The sequence below is a fragment of the Synechococcus sp. CCY 9618 genome (assembly GCF_019038415.1).
In the GTDB taxonomy this organism is placed as follows: Bacteria; Cyanobacteriota; Cyanobacteriia; order PCC-6307; family Cyanobiaceae; genus Cyanobium.
Genome location: NZ_JAFKRG010000043.1, coordinates 67,447 through 85,143, shown reverse-complemented (window position 1 = coordinate 85,143; position 17,697 = coordinate 67,447). Strand labels below are relative to the sequence as shown.

The 17,697-nt window shown below is 67.4% G+C and carries 18 protein-coding genes and 1 pseudogene; 9 read left to right on the top strand and 10 right to left on the bottom strand.

Annotation, left to right across the window (positions count from 1 at the left end; translation table 11 throughout):
* From KUG41_RS10755 to KUG41_RS10745, 3 genes are all read right to left on the bottom strand, one after another.
* A partial coding sequence (locus KUG41_RS10755) for a hypothetical protein (protein WP_216904021.1) occupies positions 1-264 on the bottom strand: 264 nt, incomplete at its 3' end.
* A 1,811-nt stretch (positions 265-2,075) separates the two neighbouring features.
* Entirely contained in the window at positions 2,076-2,972 is an 897-nt protein-coding gene (locus tag KUG41_RS10750; RefSeq protein WP_216904019.1) for an HpsJ family protein, read from the bottom strand.
* A gap of 333 nt (positions 2,973-3,305) precedes the next feature.
* A complete protein-coding gene (locus KUG41_RS10745; RefSeq protein ID WP_216904017.1) occupies positions 3,306-4,196 on the bottom strand; it encodes a hypothetical protein in 891 nt (296 codons plus the stop codon).
* Between the two features lie 433 nt (positions 4,197-4,629).
* On the opposite strand from KUG41_RS10745, the pseudogene KUG41_RS10740 reads away from it, so the two are divergent.
* The 5 genes and pseudogenes from KUG41_RS10740 to KUG41_RS10720 all read left to right on the top strand — a co-directional run.
* A pseudogene (locus KUG41_RS10740) lies at positions 4,630-5,001 on the top strand (arginine--tRNA ligase); the annotation flags it as partial.
* Between the two features lie 153 nt (positions 5,002-5,154).
* Entirely contained in the window at positions 5,155-5,499 is a 345-nt protein-coding gene (locus tag KUG41_RS10735; protein WP_216904013.1) for a nucleotidyltransferase family protein, read from the top strand.
* Positions 5,500-5,694: 195 nt separating this feature from the next.
* Entirely contained in the window at positions 5,695-5,844 is a 150-nt protein-coding gene (locus KUG41_RS10730) for a hypothetical protein (RefSeq protein WP_216904011.1), read from the top strand.
* Positions 5,845-5,905: 61 nt separating this feature from the next.
* Complete coding sequence (gene argS / locus KUG41_RS10725) at positions 5,906-7,702, top strand: arginine--tRNA ligase (protein ID WP_216904009.1); 1,797 nt, start codon at positions 5,906-5,908, stop codon at positions 7,700-7,702.
* Positions 7,703-7,826: 124 nt separating this feature from the next.
* Positions 7,827-8,948, top strand: coding sequence for a histidinol-phosphate transaminase (locus tag KUG41_RS10720; protein ID WP_371734117.1), 1,122 nt, complete (start codon positions 7,827-7,829; stop codon positions 8,946-8,948).
* Between the two features lie 4 nt (positions 8,949-8,952).
* Here the strand turns inward: KUG41_RS10720 and KUG41_RS10715 are convergent, their stop codons facing one another.
* The 6 genes from KUG41_RS10715 to prfB form a co-directional block, all read right to left on the bottom strand.
* Entirely contained in the window at positions 8,953-9,735 is a 783-nt protein-coding gene (locus KUG41_RS10715) for an MBL fold metallo-hydrolase (protein WP_254217128.1), read from the bottom strand.
* A 78-nt stretch (positions 9,736-9,813) separates the two neighbouring features.
* Positions 9,814-10,407 (bottom strand): aminodeoxychorismate/anthranilate synthase component II, encoded by a 594-nt coding sequence (locus KUG41_RS10710; protein ID WP_216904005.1) that lies wholly within the window; start codon positions 10,405-10,407, stop codon positions 9,814-9,816.
* Between the two features lie 9 nt (positions 10,408-10,416).
* On the bottom strand, positions 10,417-10,878 hold the full coding sequence (locus KUG41_RS10705; RefSeq protein ID WP_216904050.1) for a diacylglycerol kinase family protein: 462 nt from the start codon (positions 10,876-10,878) through the stop codon (positions 10,417-10,419).
* Between the two features lie 68 nt (positions 10,879-10,946).
* Positions 10,947-11,504 (bottom strand): rRNA maturation RNase YbeY, encoded by a 558-nt coding sequence (gene ybeY / locus KUG41_RS10700; protein ID WP_371734116.1) that lies wholly within the window; start codon positions 11,502-11,504, stop codon positions 10,947-10,949.
* Positions 11,501-11,698, bottom strand: coding sequence for a DUF3285 domain-containing protein (locus KUG41_RS10695; RefSeq protein WP_216904003.1), 198 nt, complete (start codon positions 11,696-11,698; stop codon positions 11,501-11,503). The genes ybeY and KUG41_RS10695 overlap by 4 nt, the downstream gene beginning before the upstream one ends.
* A gap of 24 nt (positions 11,699-11,722) precedes the next feature.
* Positions 11,723-12,848 (bottom strand): peptide chain release factor 2 gene (prfB, locus tag KUG41_RS10690; RefSeq protein ID WP_216904001.1). Its coding sequence is split into 2 segments (ribosomal slippage): positions 11,723-12,772 and positions 12,774-12,848, totalling 1,125 coding nucleotides; the frame shifts between segments, so codons are not numbered across the junction.
* A gap of 139 nt (positions 12,849-12,987) precedes the next feature.
* Between prfB and KUG41_RS10685 the strand changes: the two genes are divergently transcribed.
* The gene (locus tag KUG41_RS10685; protein ID WP_371734115.1) at positions 12,988-13,260 is read left to right on the top strand and encodes a glutaredoxin domain-containing protein; all 273 of its coding nucleotides are present in this window, start codon (positions 12,988-12,990) and stop codon (positions 13,258-13,260) included.
* 32 nt (positions 13,261-13,292) lie between these two features.
* Complete coding sequence (gene gshB, locus KUG41_RS10680; protein WP_254217144.1) at positions 13,293-14,255, top strand: glutathione synthase; 963 nt, start codon at positions 13,293-13,295, stop codon at positions 14,253-14,255.
* On the opposite strand, the gene KUG41_RS10675 is transcribed toward gshB, so the two are convergent.
* Positions 14,248-15,636, bottom strand: a complete 1,389-nt coding sequence (locus KUG41_RS10675) for an isochorismate synthase MenF (RefSeq protein WP_371734120.1) — start codon at positions 15,634-15,636, stop codon at positions 14,248-14,250. The genes gshB and KUG41_RS10675 overlap by 8 nt on opposite strands.
* Before the next feature lie 74 nt (positions 15,637-15,710).
* Here KUG41_RS10675 and menA point away from each other — a divergent pair, with 74 nt between their 5' ends.
* Positions 15,711-16,694 (top strand): 2-carboxy-1,4-naphthoquinone phytyltransferase, encoded by a 984-nt coding sequence (gene menA, locus KUG41_RS10670; protein ID WP_216903994.1) that lies wholly within the window; start codon positions 15,711-15,713, stop codon positions 16,692-16,694.
* Positions 16,691-17,695: an o-succinylbenzoate synthase gene (locus KUG41_RS10665; protein ID WP_371734114.1), complete on the top strand. Its 1,005-nt coding sequence runs from the start codon at positions 16,691-16,693 to the stop codon at positions 17,693-17,695. Before menA ends, KUG41_RS10665 begins: the two co-directional genes overlap by 4 nt.
* Positions 17,696-17,697: the final 2 nt, after the last annotated feature.

Below are 17,697 nucleotides of genomic sequence, written 5' to 3'. Positions count from 1 at the left end.
ATCCAGCTTGGTGCAGTCCTTGCAGAGACAGGAGCTGCCTGCGGAGGAGCCTGAGGTGGTGGCGTTGGGGTCGCGCCCGGCGAAGGAGTCGCTCAGGCCCGGGGGGCTGGCGAGAGCCTGATGACTGCTGGAGACAACATCCCGCAGGGAGAGGATCGGTACATCTCTCTGGAAGACAGCGCCCCGGAGATTCGGCTCTCGATGGCTGCCATCCACAGACGCCCGGTTCGTGACACCAGCGGCAGGACGCAGGCCATCGGCCATGACCGATGCGGTGCCCGTGGCTCGGGAAGCTTCGGATGAGGGGGGAGCAGGATCAGCCTGAAGGGGCAGCAGCGGATCGGACGAGCGACTGGCCTGGCTTGTGGGGTCAGGGAGGAGGAAAGAGACGGTTTTAGGGGGAGCCGCTCTGGAGGTGTCAGTCATGACCGGAACACGGGGGAACAGCCAACGGCAGCCAGATGCCTCCGCGACGCTCCAACTGTCGCCAGTCAGATGATCGCGGCCATCATCAAAGTCATTGCTCCCGGGGCACTGGGGTGGTTGACTTTGGTTCTGGGGTTGCTGATGGTTGGGAGTTGATTGCTCCCAGCACTGATCATCCACGATGGATTTTTTCTGCGTCTTTGGTATTCACAACAAATCGATGGGGAGTTTCGTGGTCAGAGGTGAAAGGAGGCTTAGGTTTATGCCGTACAGACCATGGATTCAGATTCATGAATCTCTGTAAGGGGCGCCATCCTGGTTTCGAGTGGAACAGCAAAATCCAGTTCACCTGAGGCCCTTGCCGTGATCCCTAGGGTGCGAGGATCGGTGCTGAAAGCAGCGGGATTCCAGTTTTTGCAAGGGTTTTAATCCTTTATGGGATGGAGGGATCCGCTCCAGAAAGGCCTGGACCGGAGGCTGAAGTTCGGAGAACAACAGGCTTGGGAGCTCTTAATTCTTCGGTCGCTGGGATGATCCAGGAGCGAGGAGGATCCAAAGCATGGTCAATGGAGTTGCGCCGCGCCGGATGCGCCCACATCCAGGAAAGCACCCATTGAGAGTCTCGCGAGACCTAGTCTCGCTGTGTGAGCGGTCCGGGGTCAGCGGAAGCCCGTCGTGAAGCGAGGGACGTTGCCCCCTCGCTCGGGATTCGTGCGGTTGGTTGCCAAGGCGGGCCTTCTCCTGCAATCCATGGGGCGGGCTGATCGTCTCATGAGGAGAAGCTGAAGGCAAGTTGGGAGGATCCCTTAATCGGCGAGGGAGCGATGCCGTTCTGCCCTGGGGTCGGGTCACTGACCCCAAGGACTATCTGCTCTTTCTTCCCTTCCGGAGGGTGGTGGGTTTCGCCGCTCTTCCTGGCTTCCGCTCCCGCGGCCATTCCGGGAAGCGGAGGCCTCGGGTGTGGGCGGCGCGGCCCGAGCGCCTGCCGGCCAAGGCTTGGTGCGCCTGCGGTGTATCGGCTTCGGGAGGGCCAGCTTGCTTGACGTTGTCCGCTTCCCGGGGCGTGAGGGGTGCCACCCAAGGGAAAGACCGCTGTGGCGTGGTAGTCCGGGTTTCCCCTGCGCTGACCGCAAGAAGGGGCCGATGACGTGGGCTCTGTGAGCTGTGCGCCGGTCTGGTTCAACGACCAGGGGAGGGAGTGACGATGGGTGTTTAGAAGCCACGGCTCTCCCCACAAGCCCCATGGGCGGCGGAATGCTGCTCAGGCCATGGGATTGGAGGTGAAGAAGAGCAGGCCCTCCCTTCTTCGGACCAACGGCAAGGCCGAGCCATTCATCCAGCGCCTTCTGACGGAGTGGGCTTACGTGTTGACTTTCGGCAGCTCAGCGGCCAAAAACGACCCCCTACCGCACTGCCTGCGGATCCATAAAGGCCTCGACTGCCACACGGGCCTGGTTGATCTCCCCCCTGCAGCGGCCTGATCAGCTGCAGGAAAGAACAGCAAGCTGGGTTCCCAACTATTGCGCGAGCGTGTCAACGTCCTTTCAGGTGTCCTTCAAGCAAGTGGCAGTCTCCATCGAGACAGGCTGGTCCACTCCCCGGTGAAGTCTTTCTGTCCCTTGCGCTCCGGAGCGGCACCTTCCTTGCGATCATTCGAGGGGCGGGGACGCTTTATCCTCTGGAGGCGCCAGGGACTCAAAGAATTCCTCTTCCCTTTTGGCTGGTGATTTCATGAAGTCCAACGCTGCACCCGCTTGGCCGGGCCGAGTCCGCCTTGGCCCCAGCGATGCGACCAGGCGGCCAGGCAGGGACGGTATCTCCATCAGAAAAGGAGATTTGCTGTTCTTCCTCTGGGCGAGGGCGGCAAAAGCGATCGCAAAGGCGATGGATGAGAGGATGGCTCGAAGGCTATCCCTGAAGATGCGATCGGTAGCTCCTGGGTCAAGGGATCCGAATCTGGCCTTGTATTGACCTTCGGTTTGATCGACTTGGCTGAGAAGTTGCTTTTTTAGATCTGGTAGGGGGATAGCCGAAAATGTCTTGGCATCCAACCTGATCCGCAGATCAGGTCGCTGCAGAGCCACCAGACGTTCCTGAAGATCTTCGGCACTGGTTGCCTGCTCAATGGCCTGACGTACCGCATCCGCCCGTTGGGTGGCGCTCGCTTGCTGCTGTGCCGCTACTGAATAGGAATCGCGATAGGACCTCCAGACCGCATGGCTCTGCAGTGGGACGATCAACAGAAATCCGAGTGCGGCCAGGATGGCCAGCCGAGCTAAAGCATTCCGCCGCTTTTGAAGCTGGATGTTGGCAGGGCAAAGAAAGGCAGCCAGATGAAGTAGAGCCAGGCCAAGCAGCGGAATGGGTGCCCCTTCCGTGATGACTTTGATGCTGCTCAGTTGCCAGATGGGATTAGGAAACCTGGGTGGCAAGATGGTCGCAAGAACGGAAACCAGGTAGACCACGAAAAGAGCCATGGCGGCCACTGCCAGGCGATCGCTGAAAATCGCAGATTCCAGACTTCTGCTTTCTGTGGTCTCACTCATGGTGGTGATGGGATCTCGTCAGGTCTAAAGCGATTGAATTGGAACCGATAGATCCGCAGTGAAAGGATGTTATCCTCTCCTGGAATTCATGGGGTGAAGACCCTCCCAATGGGCTGCTGAATAATAGAGATTTCGAGGTTGCCTCGACAAGGTTAGAGAATTCAACCGTCCAAAAATGCGACTTTTTCGTCGGACATTTTCTTGGGTCCCAATCTAGGCTCTTCGCCCCAGGAGAGAACGATAGGAAGAAAAGAAAAGCCTGTTCAGGTAGAACAGGCTTTGGGAATGAAGGAAGATTTGGTTTATATCGGTGGGCTTGACTTCTAGAAACGTTCAGGCAAGAGGTGGAATGGTTTTCAGGCGATGACGCAGTTTGCGGCTGTAGCCGAACGCTGCTGCTGCACCGAAAAGGGGAAGCGGGCCGGGAACAGAATTTGGATCGTTGGGTGAACCCCCGGTATTACCTCCACAGACTCCGTTTGTGCATACAGTCGTGCCGACAACTTTATCACTGTCAGAGCTGGTGAGGCTTCCGGTGATTGACTGCCAGCGAGTTACGACCCCAAAGGGGCCACTGTTGTTACCAGATTGAGGATTTCCTTGGTTGTCGTAGATGTACTGCTGTATAGCCGCTGAAACGGCAGCAATATTTGCTGCGTCGGAGCCTTTACTGACGTCGGAACCGATTTTAAATTTGACTTGTGTTGAAGAATCTCGGGCTAACCCTTCACCTGGTTTTCCGCTTCCAGCACCTTCACATTGATTAGGGTTGTCTTTGGAGACGAAACAAAAATCCAGAACCCCGAGAGGACTCAAATTTGTGTTTGTTGAGTCGGTCAGAGCGTATGGGGTTGGGTCATTCACTGGTATGAAATAACCTGGTGGTATGACACCGCGAAAACTTGAGGCAAGCGGCTCGTAAGTCAGGAAAGTGAACGTTGGAGGTGCTGGTGTTGGGAGATTCAAGCCGAAACCCGTCAGAACCCCGCTGGTGGTATCGGTTGATTTTGTGTTATTGAAAATGTCGATGGTCATATAGTATTGGTTTGTGCCTGCCGTGCTGAAGTCGAAGGACATTGCCCCCTTGACCCCGGTAGCGCCTGCAAAGTCCACGCTGAACGAATTGGCTGCCAAGGCGGACCCCGCTGAGAGGAGCGTGGCCGCTGCTCCCGTGACGAGGAGGCGGTAGGGCTTCATGGCGATGCCTTCTTGAATACTGTTCATTAGCCTTTCTATCATACGAGCTTCACCCGAGGAGGAACGGCTTCATAAATTCTTTAAGTGCCGTCGCAGCGGATCTGCATCCTGCGCTCATGCACGGGGTGAAGTCGCTGGCACTCGTCTTGGAGACGCCATCTGCAGCAGCGGCTGCCTCATCCCAAAAAACTGGGGCCTGGCCCTTGCTCCCAGTGGCTGCGGGCTGTTGGGCAGCACGGGGGGAGCGGCACCGACTCCTCGCTTGCGGTGGGTGCAGGCCTCAACGGCTGAGTCTCCGATCCTCGGGACACCTGGTTGACGTGCCACGCCGTGTGCTGAGTTCATGCCCCTGAACCTCAAGGCAGTCAACCCCTTGTTGGACACGGCCCTGAATCTGAGCCCCACCCTCTGCCGGGAAGGATCATCGGCCCCACTCCCACCGACTGATCGGCCCCGCTCCATGCTGCGCCTCACCCACTCCCTGAACAGCCAGTTGCTGGGGGCTCTGGAGCGCGCTTTCCCCGGGGCGGCCGCCACCGCCCAGGCAGCAGGCCGGCCCATCGATCCCCAGCTCGCCCCCGCTTCGAAGTCGGAGTTCGGCGATTCGCAGGCCAACGGCGCCCTGGCCCTGAATCGGCCCCTGCGGCAAGCCCCGAGGGTGATCGCGACGGCGATGGTGGCTCAGCTGGAGGCGGATACCGCCTTCGCGGCCCTGTGCCTGCCGTCCGAGATCGCCAGGCCGGGTTTCATCAACCTCACCCTCCGGCCCCAGGTGCTGGCCGATGAAGTTGGCCGGCGGCTGACCGACTCCCGCCTCGGGGTGCCGACCATGTCCTCCTGCGGGCGGCAGCATCCGGTGACCGGCACCTGGAGAAAGAGCTCGCAGGCGCTCCGGTACCGATGAAGGGCTCCCGGCTTCGCTTCGATGGGGCAATCGTCATCCTGCCACTGCTCATCCAGGAAAACGACCTCCTACGTTGATCCGATGAGGCTCTCCAACGTCCACCGTCGCCACTGGGAGGAGCGTCAGGACTGTGACAGCCGTCTGCTGAGGACCTTGCCGGCGGCCAGACGCTGCGCTCTGTCCCTGCAGCGTCGTTGGCCAGCGATCGAAGCAGTGGGGCTGTTCGGTTCGACCATCGAAGGCAGGTTCCGGATGGGCTCCGATATCGACCTTGCCGTGGAGGGCATGACGATGCTGGATCTTCTCGATGCCCTGGGGCAAGCAGAGGCTACCGCCGGTGACATCCCCGTCGATCTGGTGCGGCTGGAAAGTCTGCCGCCCCATTGGCAGCAGCGGATCAGGGACCGTGCCCAGCGGCTGCTGTGAGCTTCGATGGTTTTGCCAGGCTGAAGCTGGATGAGCTGCTCACCGACCGGGGCGTGGAGCGTTCAAAGCTGGACACGCTGGTGGAGAGTCTGCGGGTTATCCACCGGTATCGAGCGATTAGGAGGCAGCAGCACTCGCCTCACCATCGCCGCCACTCCAGTCGGCGCCGATGGGCATCGCCGGCTGCTGGAGCGGATGGCGGTCGTCAGTCCGGCTGGGCCGGCCGTGGTGCGTGCCGACGAGGTGAAGCGGCTTCTGGAGAAGGCGATCGCGCTCTGGTCTGAAGGGCGAGGCGATCTGGATCGGTTCATGGTCTGGCTGCGAGAGCTCTGCGAGAGCCTGTGAGCTCCAGTCCCCCCGGGGAGGATGATCGTGACCACGCCTACCGTTTCACCGGCTCCGCTCCATGCTGCGCATCGCCCATGCCCTGAACAGCCAGTTGCTGGGGGCTCTGGAGCGCGCTTTCCCCGCAGCGGCCGTCGCCGCCCGCGGGGCCGGCCAACCCCTCGACCCCCAGCTCGCCCCCGCCTCGAAGCCGGAATTCGGCGATTTCCAGGCCAACGGGGCCCTGGTCCTGGCCCGGCCCCTGCGCCAGGCGCCCCGGCAGATCGCTGCCGCGATCGTGGCCCAGCTGGAGGCGGATCCGGCCTTCGGGGCCCTGTGCCTGCCGCCGGAGATCGCCGGACCGGGCTTCATCAATCTCACCCTGCGGCCCGAGCTGCTGGCGGCGGAGGTGGGCCGGCGACTGGCCGACCCCCGCCTTGGGGTGCCGGCCGTGGGCGACGCTGCGGCCCCGGTGGTGGTGGATTTCTCCAGCCCCAACATCGCCAAGGAGATGCACGTGGGCCATCTGCGCTCCACGATCATCGGCGACGCCCTGGCCCGGGTGCTGGAGTTCCGCGGCCATCCGGTGCTGCGGCTCAACCATGTGGGCGACTGGGGCACCCAGTTCGGCATGCTCATCACCCATCTCAAGGAGGTGGCCCCGGCAGCGCTGAGCACCGCCGATGCGGTCGACCTGGGCGACCTGGTGGCCTTCTACCGCCAGGCGAAGGCCCGCTTCGATGCCGATGAGGCCTTTCAGGTCCGCTCCCGCGAGGAGGTGGTGAAGCTGCAGGGAGGCGATCCGGTGTCCCGGCGGGCCTGGCAGCTGCTCTGTGACCAGTCGCGCCGCGAATTTCAGCGGCTCTACGACCGGCTCGACATCCGTCTGCTGGAGCGCGGCGAATCCTTCTACAACCCCTGTCTGGAGGCGGTGGTGGCGGATCTGGCCGCCGCCGGCCTGCTGGTGAGCGATGGCGGTGCCCAGTGCGTCTTCCTGGAAGGGGACGACGGCTCCGCCAGCAAGGCGCCGCCGGTGATCGTGCGCAAGAGCGACGGTGGCTTCAACTACGCCACCACCGACCTGGCCGCCATCCGCTACCGCTTCGCGTCGCCCCCTGAAGGCGATGGCGCCCGGCGGGTGATCTACGTGACCGACGCGGGCCAGGCCAGCCATTTTGCCGGTGTGTTCCAGGTGGCCCGCCGGGCCGGCTGGATTCCGCCGGGCGGGCGGCTGGAGCATGTGCCCTTCGGCCTGGTGCAGGGGGAGGACGGCAAGAAGCTCAAGACGCGTGCCGGCGACACGGTGCGGCTCCGGGAGCTTCTGGATGAGGCGGTGGAGCGCTGCGAGGCTGATCTGTGCCGGCGCCTGGCGGAGGAGGGGCGCCGGGAGGAGGAGGCCTTCATCACCGAAGTGGCCACCACCGTGGGCCTGGCTGCGGTGAAGTACGCCGATCTGTCCACCAACCGGACCACCAACTACCAGTTCAGCTTCGATCGCATGCTCGCTTTGCAGGGCAACACCGCCCCTTACCTTCTGTATGCCGTGGTGCGGATCGCCGGGATCGCCCGTCGTGGCGGGGCCGGCGCCGCCCTGCCCTCGCCCCTGCTGTTCACCGAACCCCAGGAGTGGGCCCTGGTGCGCCAGCTGCTGCAGTTCGACGGCGTGATCCTGGAGGTGGAGGAGGAGCTGCTGCCCAACCGGCTCTGCAGTTATCTGTTTGAGCTCTCCCAGGTGTTCAACCGCTTCTACGACCAGGTTCCCGTGCTCAGGGCGGAGGATCCGGCCCGCGGTTCGCGGCTGGCCCTCTGCCGGCTCACGGCCGACACCCTCAAGCTGGGACTCGGGCTGCTGGGGATTCCCACCCTGGAGCGGATGTGAGGCGGCAGCATCACGAAGGGCTCCGCGGTCACGGCGACCCACCCTGCGCATCGATGCCTCCATCGCAGCCAGCCAAGGGAAATGGCATCTGCAAAACTGCCGTTGACCGGCGTCAACGGTGTTCGTGAGCGGTATCTCTGCCCGGCGGGAGGTGGAGGGCCTCCAGGCGTACAGCGCCCCCCTGGAGGGGCGCCGCGGTCTGCTTCGCCTCGACTTCAATGAGAACACCGTCGGCCCCAGCCCCAGGGTGGTGGAGGCGATCCGCGCCATCCCGGCCGAGCACTACGCCATCTATCCCGAATACGACGGCCTGCGGGAGGCCGTGGTGGCCTCGCTTGGGGGCCAGGGCCTCACCCCTGTCTGCATCGGGCTGTTCAACGGCGTGGACGGCGCCCTCCACGCCCTTTTCCATGCCTACGGCGACTCCGGTGAGCGGCTGCTCACCACCAGCCCCACCTTCGGGTACTACGCCCCCTGTGCCCGCATGCAGGGCATGGAGATCGAGGCGATCCCCTACCGATGGCCCGATTTCGGCTTCCCCTATGCCGAGATCCGTGCCGCCCTCGTCGCCGGTCCGCCCGTCCGGATCCTGCTGATCTGCAATCCCAACAACCCCACCGGCACGCGGCTGGCGCCGGAGCGGATCCTGGAGCTGGCGGCGGCGTCGCCCGACACTCTGGTGGTGGTGGATGAGCTCTACGAGGCCTTCTCCGGCGACAGCCTGTTGCCCCACCTGCAGAAGCGCTGGCGGCCGGGCCCGGAGGCCGAGGACATGTTCGCCGCCGTTCCCAACCTGCTGGTGCTTCGCTCCCTGGCCAAGACGGCCGGCCTGGCCGGCCTGCGTATCGGCTTCGCCATCGGCGCGCCGGAGCTGGTGGAGCGGGTGGGCCGGGTCTGCGGTCCTTACGACATCAACAGCTTCGCGGTCACCGCCGCCCATGCGGCCCTGACCGACCAGGCCTATGTGGACGCCTATGTGGCCCGCGTGCTGGAGGCCCGGGACTGGCTGGTGGGGGAGCTGCAGCACGAGGGCGTGCGCCACCACGCCGATGGGGGCAACTATCTGCTCGTCTGGCCCCGGCGGGACGCCGCGGCCGTGGAGGCCGACCTGCGCCGGGCGGGCATTCTGGTGCGCTCCATGGCCGGCAAGCCCCTGATTGACGGCTCCCTGCGGGTCAGCATCGGCACCCGCGAGCAGATGGCCCGTTTCTGGGAGGTCTATCGAAGCCTCGACACGCCGGCTTGAGGCCTCAGCGCATCAGCTCGATCACCGTGCCATCACCCACGGGGGGCACCACGGTGATCGTGCGGCCGCTGCGCCGCACCCTGGCGCCGGCCATGGCCTGCACGAAGGGTTCCACCGGCCCCTGGTCGCAGTTGGCCGGGGGCTTGCCGCTGGTGTACTGCACGGGAATCACCCGGCGGGCCTGCAGCTCCCTGGCCACCTCGGCGGCCTCCTGGCCTGTGTAGACCTTGCCGCCGCCACCCACGCCGATGATCAGCACGTCCGGTCGGCCCAGCAGCACCCTGTCGGAGGGACTGAGGCTGCCGGCGGTGCCGCCGAGATGGGCGAAGTCGAGGCCACCCTGGCGCCAGCGCCAGAGGGTGGCGTTGCCGAAGCGGCGGCCACCCACCCGATCGTGGGGGGCGGAGATGCCTTCGATCTTCAGTCCGGCGAGCCTGTAGGACCCGGGCTTCACCAGGAACGTGCCCCTGGCCACCGGCGCCCCCTCGTCCTTGAGCCGGCTGCTGGCCAGGATCACATCGGCGCTCAGCCGCGGCTCCGCCAGACCCGCGGCGCAACCCACCGCCTGGAAGGGGTTGAGCAGCACCCGGGCACCGCCGCCCTGGATCAGCAGGGCGCTGTGGCCGTAGCTGGTGATCGTGACGCCACCGCCTCCTCTCTGGGCCAGTGCCGGCTGGGAGATCCCGGCGGCCAGCGCCAGTCCCAGACCCAGGCTGAGGCCCATGCGCCGGCGCGAGGGGGTGAACCGCCGCGAGGGAGCCTTGGGCCTGGGGGTGGGTTCAACCATGGCGTGCGCATGGCCCCGCCGGGCCCGTCGTGTGGCGCGAAGTTAGCAGTGGCGGCGCCGTTCCTCCCCCGGCCGGGCTCAGTGGGACGCCTGGCGCAGGAAATTGGCCAGCAGCTGGTGGCCGGACTGGGTGAGCACGCTCTCCGGGTGGAACTGCACCCCCTGCAGGTGGGGGTGCTGCCGGTGCCGCAGACCCATGATCGTGCCGTCGTCGAGCCAGGCGGTGATCTCCAGGCAGTCGGGCAGGCTCTCCCGTTCGGCGATCAGGCTGTGGTACCGGGTGGCGGTGAGGGGCTCCGGAAGGCCCTCGAACACCCCCTGGCCGGCATGGCGCACCGGTGAGGTCTTGCCGTGCATCAGCTCGCCGGCCCGCACCACCCGGCCCCCGTACACCTGGGCCAGACACTGGTGACCCAGGCACACCCCCAGCAGCGGCACACTGGGCCCAAGCTCCCGCAGCACCTCCTGGCACACGCCCGACTGGTCCGGATCCCCGGGCCCCGGGGAGATCAGGATCGCCGCCGGATCCAGGGCCCGGATCGCCGCCAGATCGAGGGCATCGTTGCGCTCCACCCGCACATCGGCGGCCAGGGGGTGGTCGACCGCCAGCTCCCCCAGGTACTGCACCAGGTTGAAGGTGAAGCTGTCGTAGTTGTCGAGAACCAGGAGCATGGGGTCGGTCTAGGCGCCGAGGCGCGTCAGCAGGGGCGGCACGAGCAGCAGCAGGGCGATCACCAGGGAGGAGAGGGCGGCCACGAGCACGGCGGCGGCGGCACAGTCCTTGGCGATCCGAGCCAGGGGGTGGAACTGGCGTCCGATCGCCAGATCGACCACGGCTTCGGTGGCGGTGTTGAGCAGTTCCAGCACCAGCACGGCCGCCACGGTGAGCACCAGCACGGCCAGACGGTCGACGGCCAGCTGCAGCCAGAGTCCCAGGCCGAACACCACGGCGCCGGTGACGACGTGGATCCGGAAGTTGCGCTGGCTGGCGAAGCCGTAGGCCAGACCCTGGGCCGCATAGCGGAAACTCGCCGGCAGATCCCCGGCCACCTTCCAGGCCCCTGCCCTGAGGCGTCGGCCGCGGCGATGGACATCACCGGTCACGTCGCGCAGGACCGGCGGATGTTCCTCGGGAACGAGCATGGGCATCGCACCGCCGACGGTTGGACCAGCGGCACCCTACCGCCGATGTCCGGCCCTAACCGCCCTTGTCAGGGGGGCGTGGCTTCCAGCAGCTCCGACTGCCGCTCCAGCATGGCGGCCAGGCTGGCGTCGTCGGGGTGATCCCAGCCCAGCAGATGCAGCAGGCCGTGGCTGGCCAGGAACAGCAGTTCCGCCTCGAGGCCATGGCCGGCGGAGATCGCCTGGCGCCGGGCGGTGTCCAGGGAGATCACGATGTCGCCCAGCTCCAGCCCGGTCTCGCCTGCCCCCGCCAGCTCGCCGATCGGGAGCGGGGGCGCCTCCTCCTGGGCGGCGAAGGCCAGCACGTCGGTCGGCCCCTCAATGTGGCGCCAGCTGCGGTTGAGCTCGGCGATGGCCGGGTCGTCGCAGAGCTCCAGCCCCAGGCTGTAGGCCGGGGCCTGCAGCGGGGCCGGCAGCTCCTCCTGCAGCTGCTGCAGCCAGGCGGCCAGATGGGCGCTCCAGAGGTCCGCTCCCCGGAGGGGGTCCACCAGTCCACTCCCGGATGACGGCCCGGTGTCGGCCAGGCTCTGGAGGCTGAAGGCCAGATCGAGGTCGGGGGGGGGACCTGCCGGCGTCGCGGACGTCACTGGGGCAGGCTGGGCCGGCCCAGCCAGGCGATCAGCAGCAGAAAACCGCTGAGGCCCAGGGCGGTGAGGCCGAAATGGACCAGGCTCTGGCGACCCTTGCGCACCATGTTGCGCATGGCGAGCTTCACGAAGCTCGGGCTCTCACCGCCAGGGGCCTGGGCGGCGGGGGATTCGGGGGTGGCGCGCTCGGGCATGGGGTGGCGCTGGGGGGTGGGGGCTCAGGCGGCCGCTTCGGCGGCGATCTCCACACCCTGGCGCAGCAGCGACTGGATGAAGGGATCCAGGTCGCCGTTCATCACCCCCTGAACGTCGGTGGTTTCCTCGCCGGTGCGCAGATCCTTGACCATCTGATAAGGGTGAAACACGTAGTTGCGGATCTGGTTGCCCCAGGCCGCCTCGACGATGTCGCCGCGGATGTCGGCGATCTCGGCCGCCCGCTGCTCCTGGGCGATCACCAGCAGCTTGGCCATCAGCAGGGCCATGGCCTTCTCCTTGTTCTGGAGCTGGGAGCGTTCCTGGGTGCAGCGGACCGCCAGGCCGGTGGGGATGTGCAGGATGCGCACGGCCGTCTCCACCTTGTTGACGTTCTGGCCGCCCGCGCCGCCCGAACGCGAGGTGGTGACCTCCAGATCCTTCTCCGGGATGTCCAGCTTCACCTCCTCCTCCAGCTTGGGCATCACCTCCACCCCGGCGAAGCTGGTCTGGCGCTTGTCGTTGGCGTTGAACGGCGAGATCCTCACCAGCCGATGGGTGCCCTTCTCGTTGCGCAGGTAGCCGTAGGCGTAGCGGCCGTCGATCTCGATGGTGCAGCTCTTGATGCCCGCTTCCTCCCCTTCGGAGAGTTCGTCCACGGTCACCTTCATGCCATGGTCCTCGGCCCAGCGGGTGTACATGCGCATCAGCATCAGGGCCCAGTCCTGGGCGTCGGTGCCGCCCGCCCCCGCGTTGATCGAGATCACCGCCCCCTCCTTGTCGTACGGACCGCTCAGCAGCCGCTCCAGCTCCCAGCGGTCCAGCTCCGTGCGCAGGGCCTGCAGACCGTCGTTGGCTTCCCCCAGCAGTTCCTCGTCGGGCTCGAGATCGTGGAGCTCCAGGCTGGCGCGGGCGTCGGCGATAGCTGCCTGCCAGCGCTGCAGCTGCTCCAGCTGGGCCTTCACCTCATCCAGCTGGCGCATCTGTTTCTGGGCCTGCTGCTGGTCGTCCCAGAAGCCGGGCTGGGAGGCCAGCTGTTCCAGGTCCCGCTGGCGGGCGTTCAGGGCCGGTACGTCAAAGACAGTCCTGGGCATGGCCCAGGCGGTCGGTGAGTTCGGAGAGATCCCGCTTGAAATCGGTGAGGTCGAGCACCGGGCCAAAAGAGCTTGTGACACGACCGTATCAGGAGGGATGCGAGCGGCGCCTCTAGGCTGAAGTGCTCTGACTCTCAAGAGGCTTGATGGAGCATCCAGGAATCCCCCCGCAACAGCCCGGGCAGGAATTTTTGGAGGTGAAACCGCCGGCCAAGGTCGAGATCTACACCTTTCGATTCTCCTCCGACTGCATCCGGGCCAAGGGGCTGCTGGATCGACTCGGTGTCACGTACAACGAATACATCGTTGACGACGACGACATCAACAAGGAGGTGATGATGAAGCGCGCCGGCGGACACACCAGCGTTCCCCAGATCTTCATCGACGGCAAGGGGATCGGGGGCTACGCCGAACTGCAGAAACTTGCCAGCGTCGGCGAGCTCGAGGCTCTCCTGCGTCTGCCCCAGTGAGCCCCACTTCAGCTTCGGCAAGGGACGCCCAGCTGTTCGTGGTCGACCCGATCGAGCGACTGCGGCCAGCCAAGGACTCCAGCGTGGCGTTGATGCAGGCGGCCCAGCGCGCCGGACTGGCGGTCTGGGTGTGCACCCAGGCGGACCTCTCCACGGCGGGGGCCGAGGATGGAACCCATCGGCCCCGGGCCTGGGCCAGGCCCCTGCGGCTGGCGGATGTGCGCCCCGCCGACGAGGACTGGATCGTGCCGGATCCCTGGTACGAGGCCGGCGAAGCCAGGGAACTGCCCCTGGATCACTTCCGCTGGATCTGGATGCGCAAGGATCCCCCGGTCGACGAGGCCTACCTCTATGCCACCCAGCTGCTGGAGATGGCGGAGGTGTTCGGGGTGCAGGTGCTCAACCGCCCTGCGGCCCTGAGGGCCTGGAACGAGAAGCTCGGCGCCCTGCGCTTCAGTGCCTGGATGGCGCCTTCCCTGGTCAGTGCCCGGGTGGAGCAGCTGGCGGCCTTCGCCGCCGGCCACGAGGAAGTGGTGCTCAAGCCACTGGCGGGCCGGGCCGGTCAGGGGGTGGTGCGCACCACCGCGGCGGCCCCCGGCCTGCGGGCCCTGCTCGAGCTGGTCACCCAGCAGGAGCAGCTGCCCGTGATGGTGCAGGCCTTTCTGCCCGGCGTCAGCGCCGGCGACAAGCGCATCCTGCTGGTGAACGGCGAGCCCCTCGGGGCGGTCAACCGGCTGCCGAAGGCGGGGGAGTTCCGCAGCAACCTGGCCCTGGGCGGCGCGCCGGTGGCCGCCGGACTCACCGATACGGAGCAGCGCCTCTGCGCCGACCTGGGCCCGGTGCTGCGGGCCGAAGGGCTCTTCTTCGTGGGCATCGATGTGATCGATGGCCGCCTCAGCGAGATCAACGTCACCAGCCCCACCGGGGTGCGCGAGGTGGAACGGCTGGGCCGCCTTCCCCTGGCCGATCTGGTCATCGAGCGGCTGCTCAGCTGAAGGCGGCGGCCACGGGCAGGTTGAGCTGCTGCTGCAGCACCCCGAGCTTGAGGGCCACCTCCTGCAGTTCCCGCTCCGGATGGGAACCACGCACCAGCCCCGCTCCGGCGGTCAGCTCCAGCTGGCGGCCCCGCAGGATGCCGCTGCGGATCGCCACCCGCAGATCGGCGTCGCCTTCGGTGTCGATCCAGCCGATCGGCGCGGCGTAGTGGCCTCGCTCGAACGGTTCGAGGCTACGCAGCCAGGCCATCGCCTCGCGCCGGGGCAGGCCGGCCACCGCCGGGGTGGGGTGGAGGGCTTCGGCCAGGCTGAGGGGGGCCTGACCCCGCAACGAGGCGGTGATCGGTGTGTGCAGATGCACCAGGGATCCATGGCGCGCCAGCCTTGGGCGGCGGGGGCGCCGCGGCTCCAGACCGGCCTTCTTCAGCACGGCGGTGATCGTCTCAGCCACCAGTTCGTGTTCGTGCCGGTCCTTGAGGGAATGAAGCAGGTCATCGGCCGGCGCCCCCAGGGAGGCGGTGCCCGCCAGCGCGTCGCTGCGCAGCTGGCCCTGACGCAGGGTCAGCAACCGCTCCGGTGAGGCCCCCAGCAGGGCCTCCCCCTGGGACTGCTGCCACAGGAAGCGGCAGCTGCCGGGCTGGCTGTGGCGCAGGTGCGACAACAGGGTGAGGGGATCGAGGGGACCATCCAGCAACAGTTGCTGGCGCACCGCCAGCACCAGCTTCTGCAGATCACCCCGCTCCACCAGTTCCAGGGCCCGATCCAGGGCCGAGCGGTAGCCCGCGTGCCAGCTCGAGCCATGGGCGATGCCCACTGGCTCCCGCCGCACGGCTCCGGGCTGGCCCGGCAGGGCCACGGCTTCCAGCTGGCGTCGGGTCTCCCAGAGTTCCTCGGCCACGCTGCGGGCCGTGACGTCACCACCGAGGCAGCGCTGCAGTCGCAGCCAGCAGTGGCGGCCCTGGCGGCTGAGCTGCCAGCTGGGCAGCACGGCCTTGACCCCCGCTGCGCCGGTGCCCGGGTGCAGGGGGCTCTCGAAGAAGGCGAAGGCCAGCAGCACCCGGGGCCGGGCCAGGGGCGGACAGGGGCCCGGTTCCCGGGCCAGGCGGCTGAGGCTGAGGCTGCTGAAGCGCTGGGCCAGTTCGAAGCGCCTCGGCCCACTCAGTTCCAGGCCGTTGCAGACGCCCGCGGCGGCGATGCTCAGCCCCGGTGCGCCATCCCAGAGGAAACGGAAACCGTCGTCGCCCCCCAGCAGCGGCAGGGCCGCCAGGGGGTCGAGGCCGGGCATCGGCAGGCCCAGGCTGAGCACTCCCTCCTCCTCCAGGCGCCGGCTGGCGGCGGTGGCTGCGGTGAGCAGTGCGGTGAAGCTGGCAGGGGCCTGCACCAAGGGGCCGCGGAACCGGGGCGGAAGGCTGCTCAAATGTATGGGCCTTTCCCCACCCAACGCCCGCGGCCCCCATGTCCGAGCCACAGGTCGTCGCAAGCCGTTACGCCCCGGGGGCCGTCGACGACGCTGAGCGCCGTCGCCTCTGGCGTGCCGCCCTGAAGTGGCCCATGTATGCCGTGGCGGTGATGCCGGTGCTGCTGGCGGCCGGGTGGCGCCTGGGCCAGGGCCAGGGCTTGCGGGTCGACCAGCTGCTGCTGTTTCTGCTGGCGGCGGTGCTGCTGCTGGGGTGGGAAAACCTCGCCAACGACGCCTACGACGCCGACACCGGCGTGGATACCCAGGGGAAGCCCCATTCGGTGGTCCAGCTCACCGGCCGCCGCGACCGGGTGTTGCAGCTGGCCCATGGCTGCCTGGTGCTGGGGCTGGCCCTGATGGCCCTGGTGGCTCTGCGCAGCAGCGGCGCCGTGCTGCTGCTGGTGCTGCTCTGCTGCGGCCTGGGCTACCTCTACCAGGGGCCGCCATTCCGCCTCGGCTATCGCGGCCTGGGCGAACCCCTCTGCTGGCTGGCCTTCGGTCCCTGCGCCACCGCCGCTGCCCTGCTCGCCCTGGCCCCCGCCGGCGCGGAGGGGATCCCCTGGGGGCCGGCCCTGGTGCTGGGCAGCGGTCCGGCCCTGGCCACCTGCCTGGTGCTGTTCTGCTCCCATTTCCACCAGGTGGAGGAGGACGCCGCCCACGGCAAAAACTCGCCGGTGGTGCGGCTCGGCACCCGCCGTGCCGCCGCTCTGGTGCCCTGGTTCGTGGCCGGGGCCCTGGCGCTCCAGTGGGCGCCGGTGCTGCTGGGCTGGTGGCCCCTGAGCGCCCTGCTGGGGGCCATCGGCCTGCCGCCGGCCCGGGCCCTGATCCGGCTGCTGGGGGAGGAGCACCACCGGCCGGAACGCATCGTCGGCAGCAAGTTCCTGGCCCTGCGCTTCCAGGCGCTCAACGGCTTCGGTCTGGCCTGCGGCCTGGCGATGGCCCCCTGGCTGGCCGGGCTGGCCGGGCTGGTGGGCCGGTGAGCGCCTCTGCCGCCGTGGCGCTCCCGGGGCAGCGCCTCAAGCTGCAGTGGCGTCGCTTCGGCTTCCGTCTGCCGCTGCCCCTGGTCACGGCCTCAGGCAGGGTGGAGGCGAAGCAGGGCTGGCTGTTGCGGCTCGAGGCCTCTGACGGGTCTCTGGGCTGGGGAGAGGCGGCGCCCCTGGATCCGGATGACAGGCCGGCGGTGGCCATGGCCCTGGAGGCTCTGCTGCCCTGCGCGGGTCGGGGTGATCTGGAGCGGGCCCTGCCGGGGCTGCCCGCCACTGTCGGCTTCGCCCTGGGGGCGGCCCTGGCGGAGATCGACGGGGAAGTGGCTGCTGGGGGGGCTGGCGGCTGGCTCGACGCACCGCCGTCGGCGTGGTTGCTTCCCGCCGGTGACGCGATGCTCGAAGTCTTGGAGCGTCTCCCGGGCAGGAGCGGCCCCATGCCGGCGCCACTTACGCTCAAATGGAAGGTGGCGGCGCTGAACGATGGGCTGGAGCGAGCCCTGCTGGAGCGCCTGCTGGCCTGGCTGCCCGCCGACGGCCGCCTGCGGCTGGATGCCAACGGCGGCTGGGACCGGAGCACCGCTGCCGCCTGGGCCGATCGGCTGGCGGGGGACCCGCGGCTGGACTGGCTGGAGCAGCCCCTCACGGCGGTTGATCAGGAAGGCCTCGAGCGACTGGGGGAGCGAATTCCGGTGGCCCTCGACGAATCCCTGGTGCGGCGTCCGGCCCTGCGTGAGCGCTGGGGCGGCTGGCAGGTGCGGCGTCCGTCCCAGGAGGGCGATCCCCGTGGTCTGCTGGCCCTGCTGCGTCAGGGGGCACCCCGGTTGATGCTCAGCACCGGCTTCGAGACCGGCATCGGCGCCCGCTGGACGGCCCACCTGGCCGCCCTGCAGGTCCGGGGACCGACGCCGACGGCCCCCGGGCTGGCGCCGGGCTGGTCGCCGGGCGGCCCCCTCTTCGACCCCGACCCCGAACGGGTCTGGGGGGCGGTGGCCTGAGC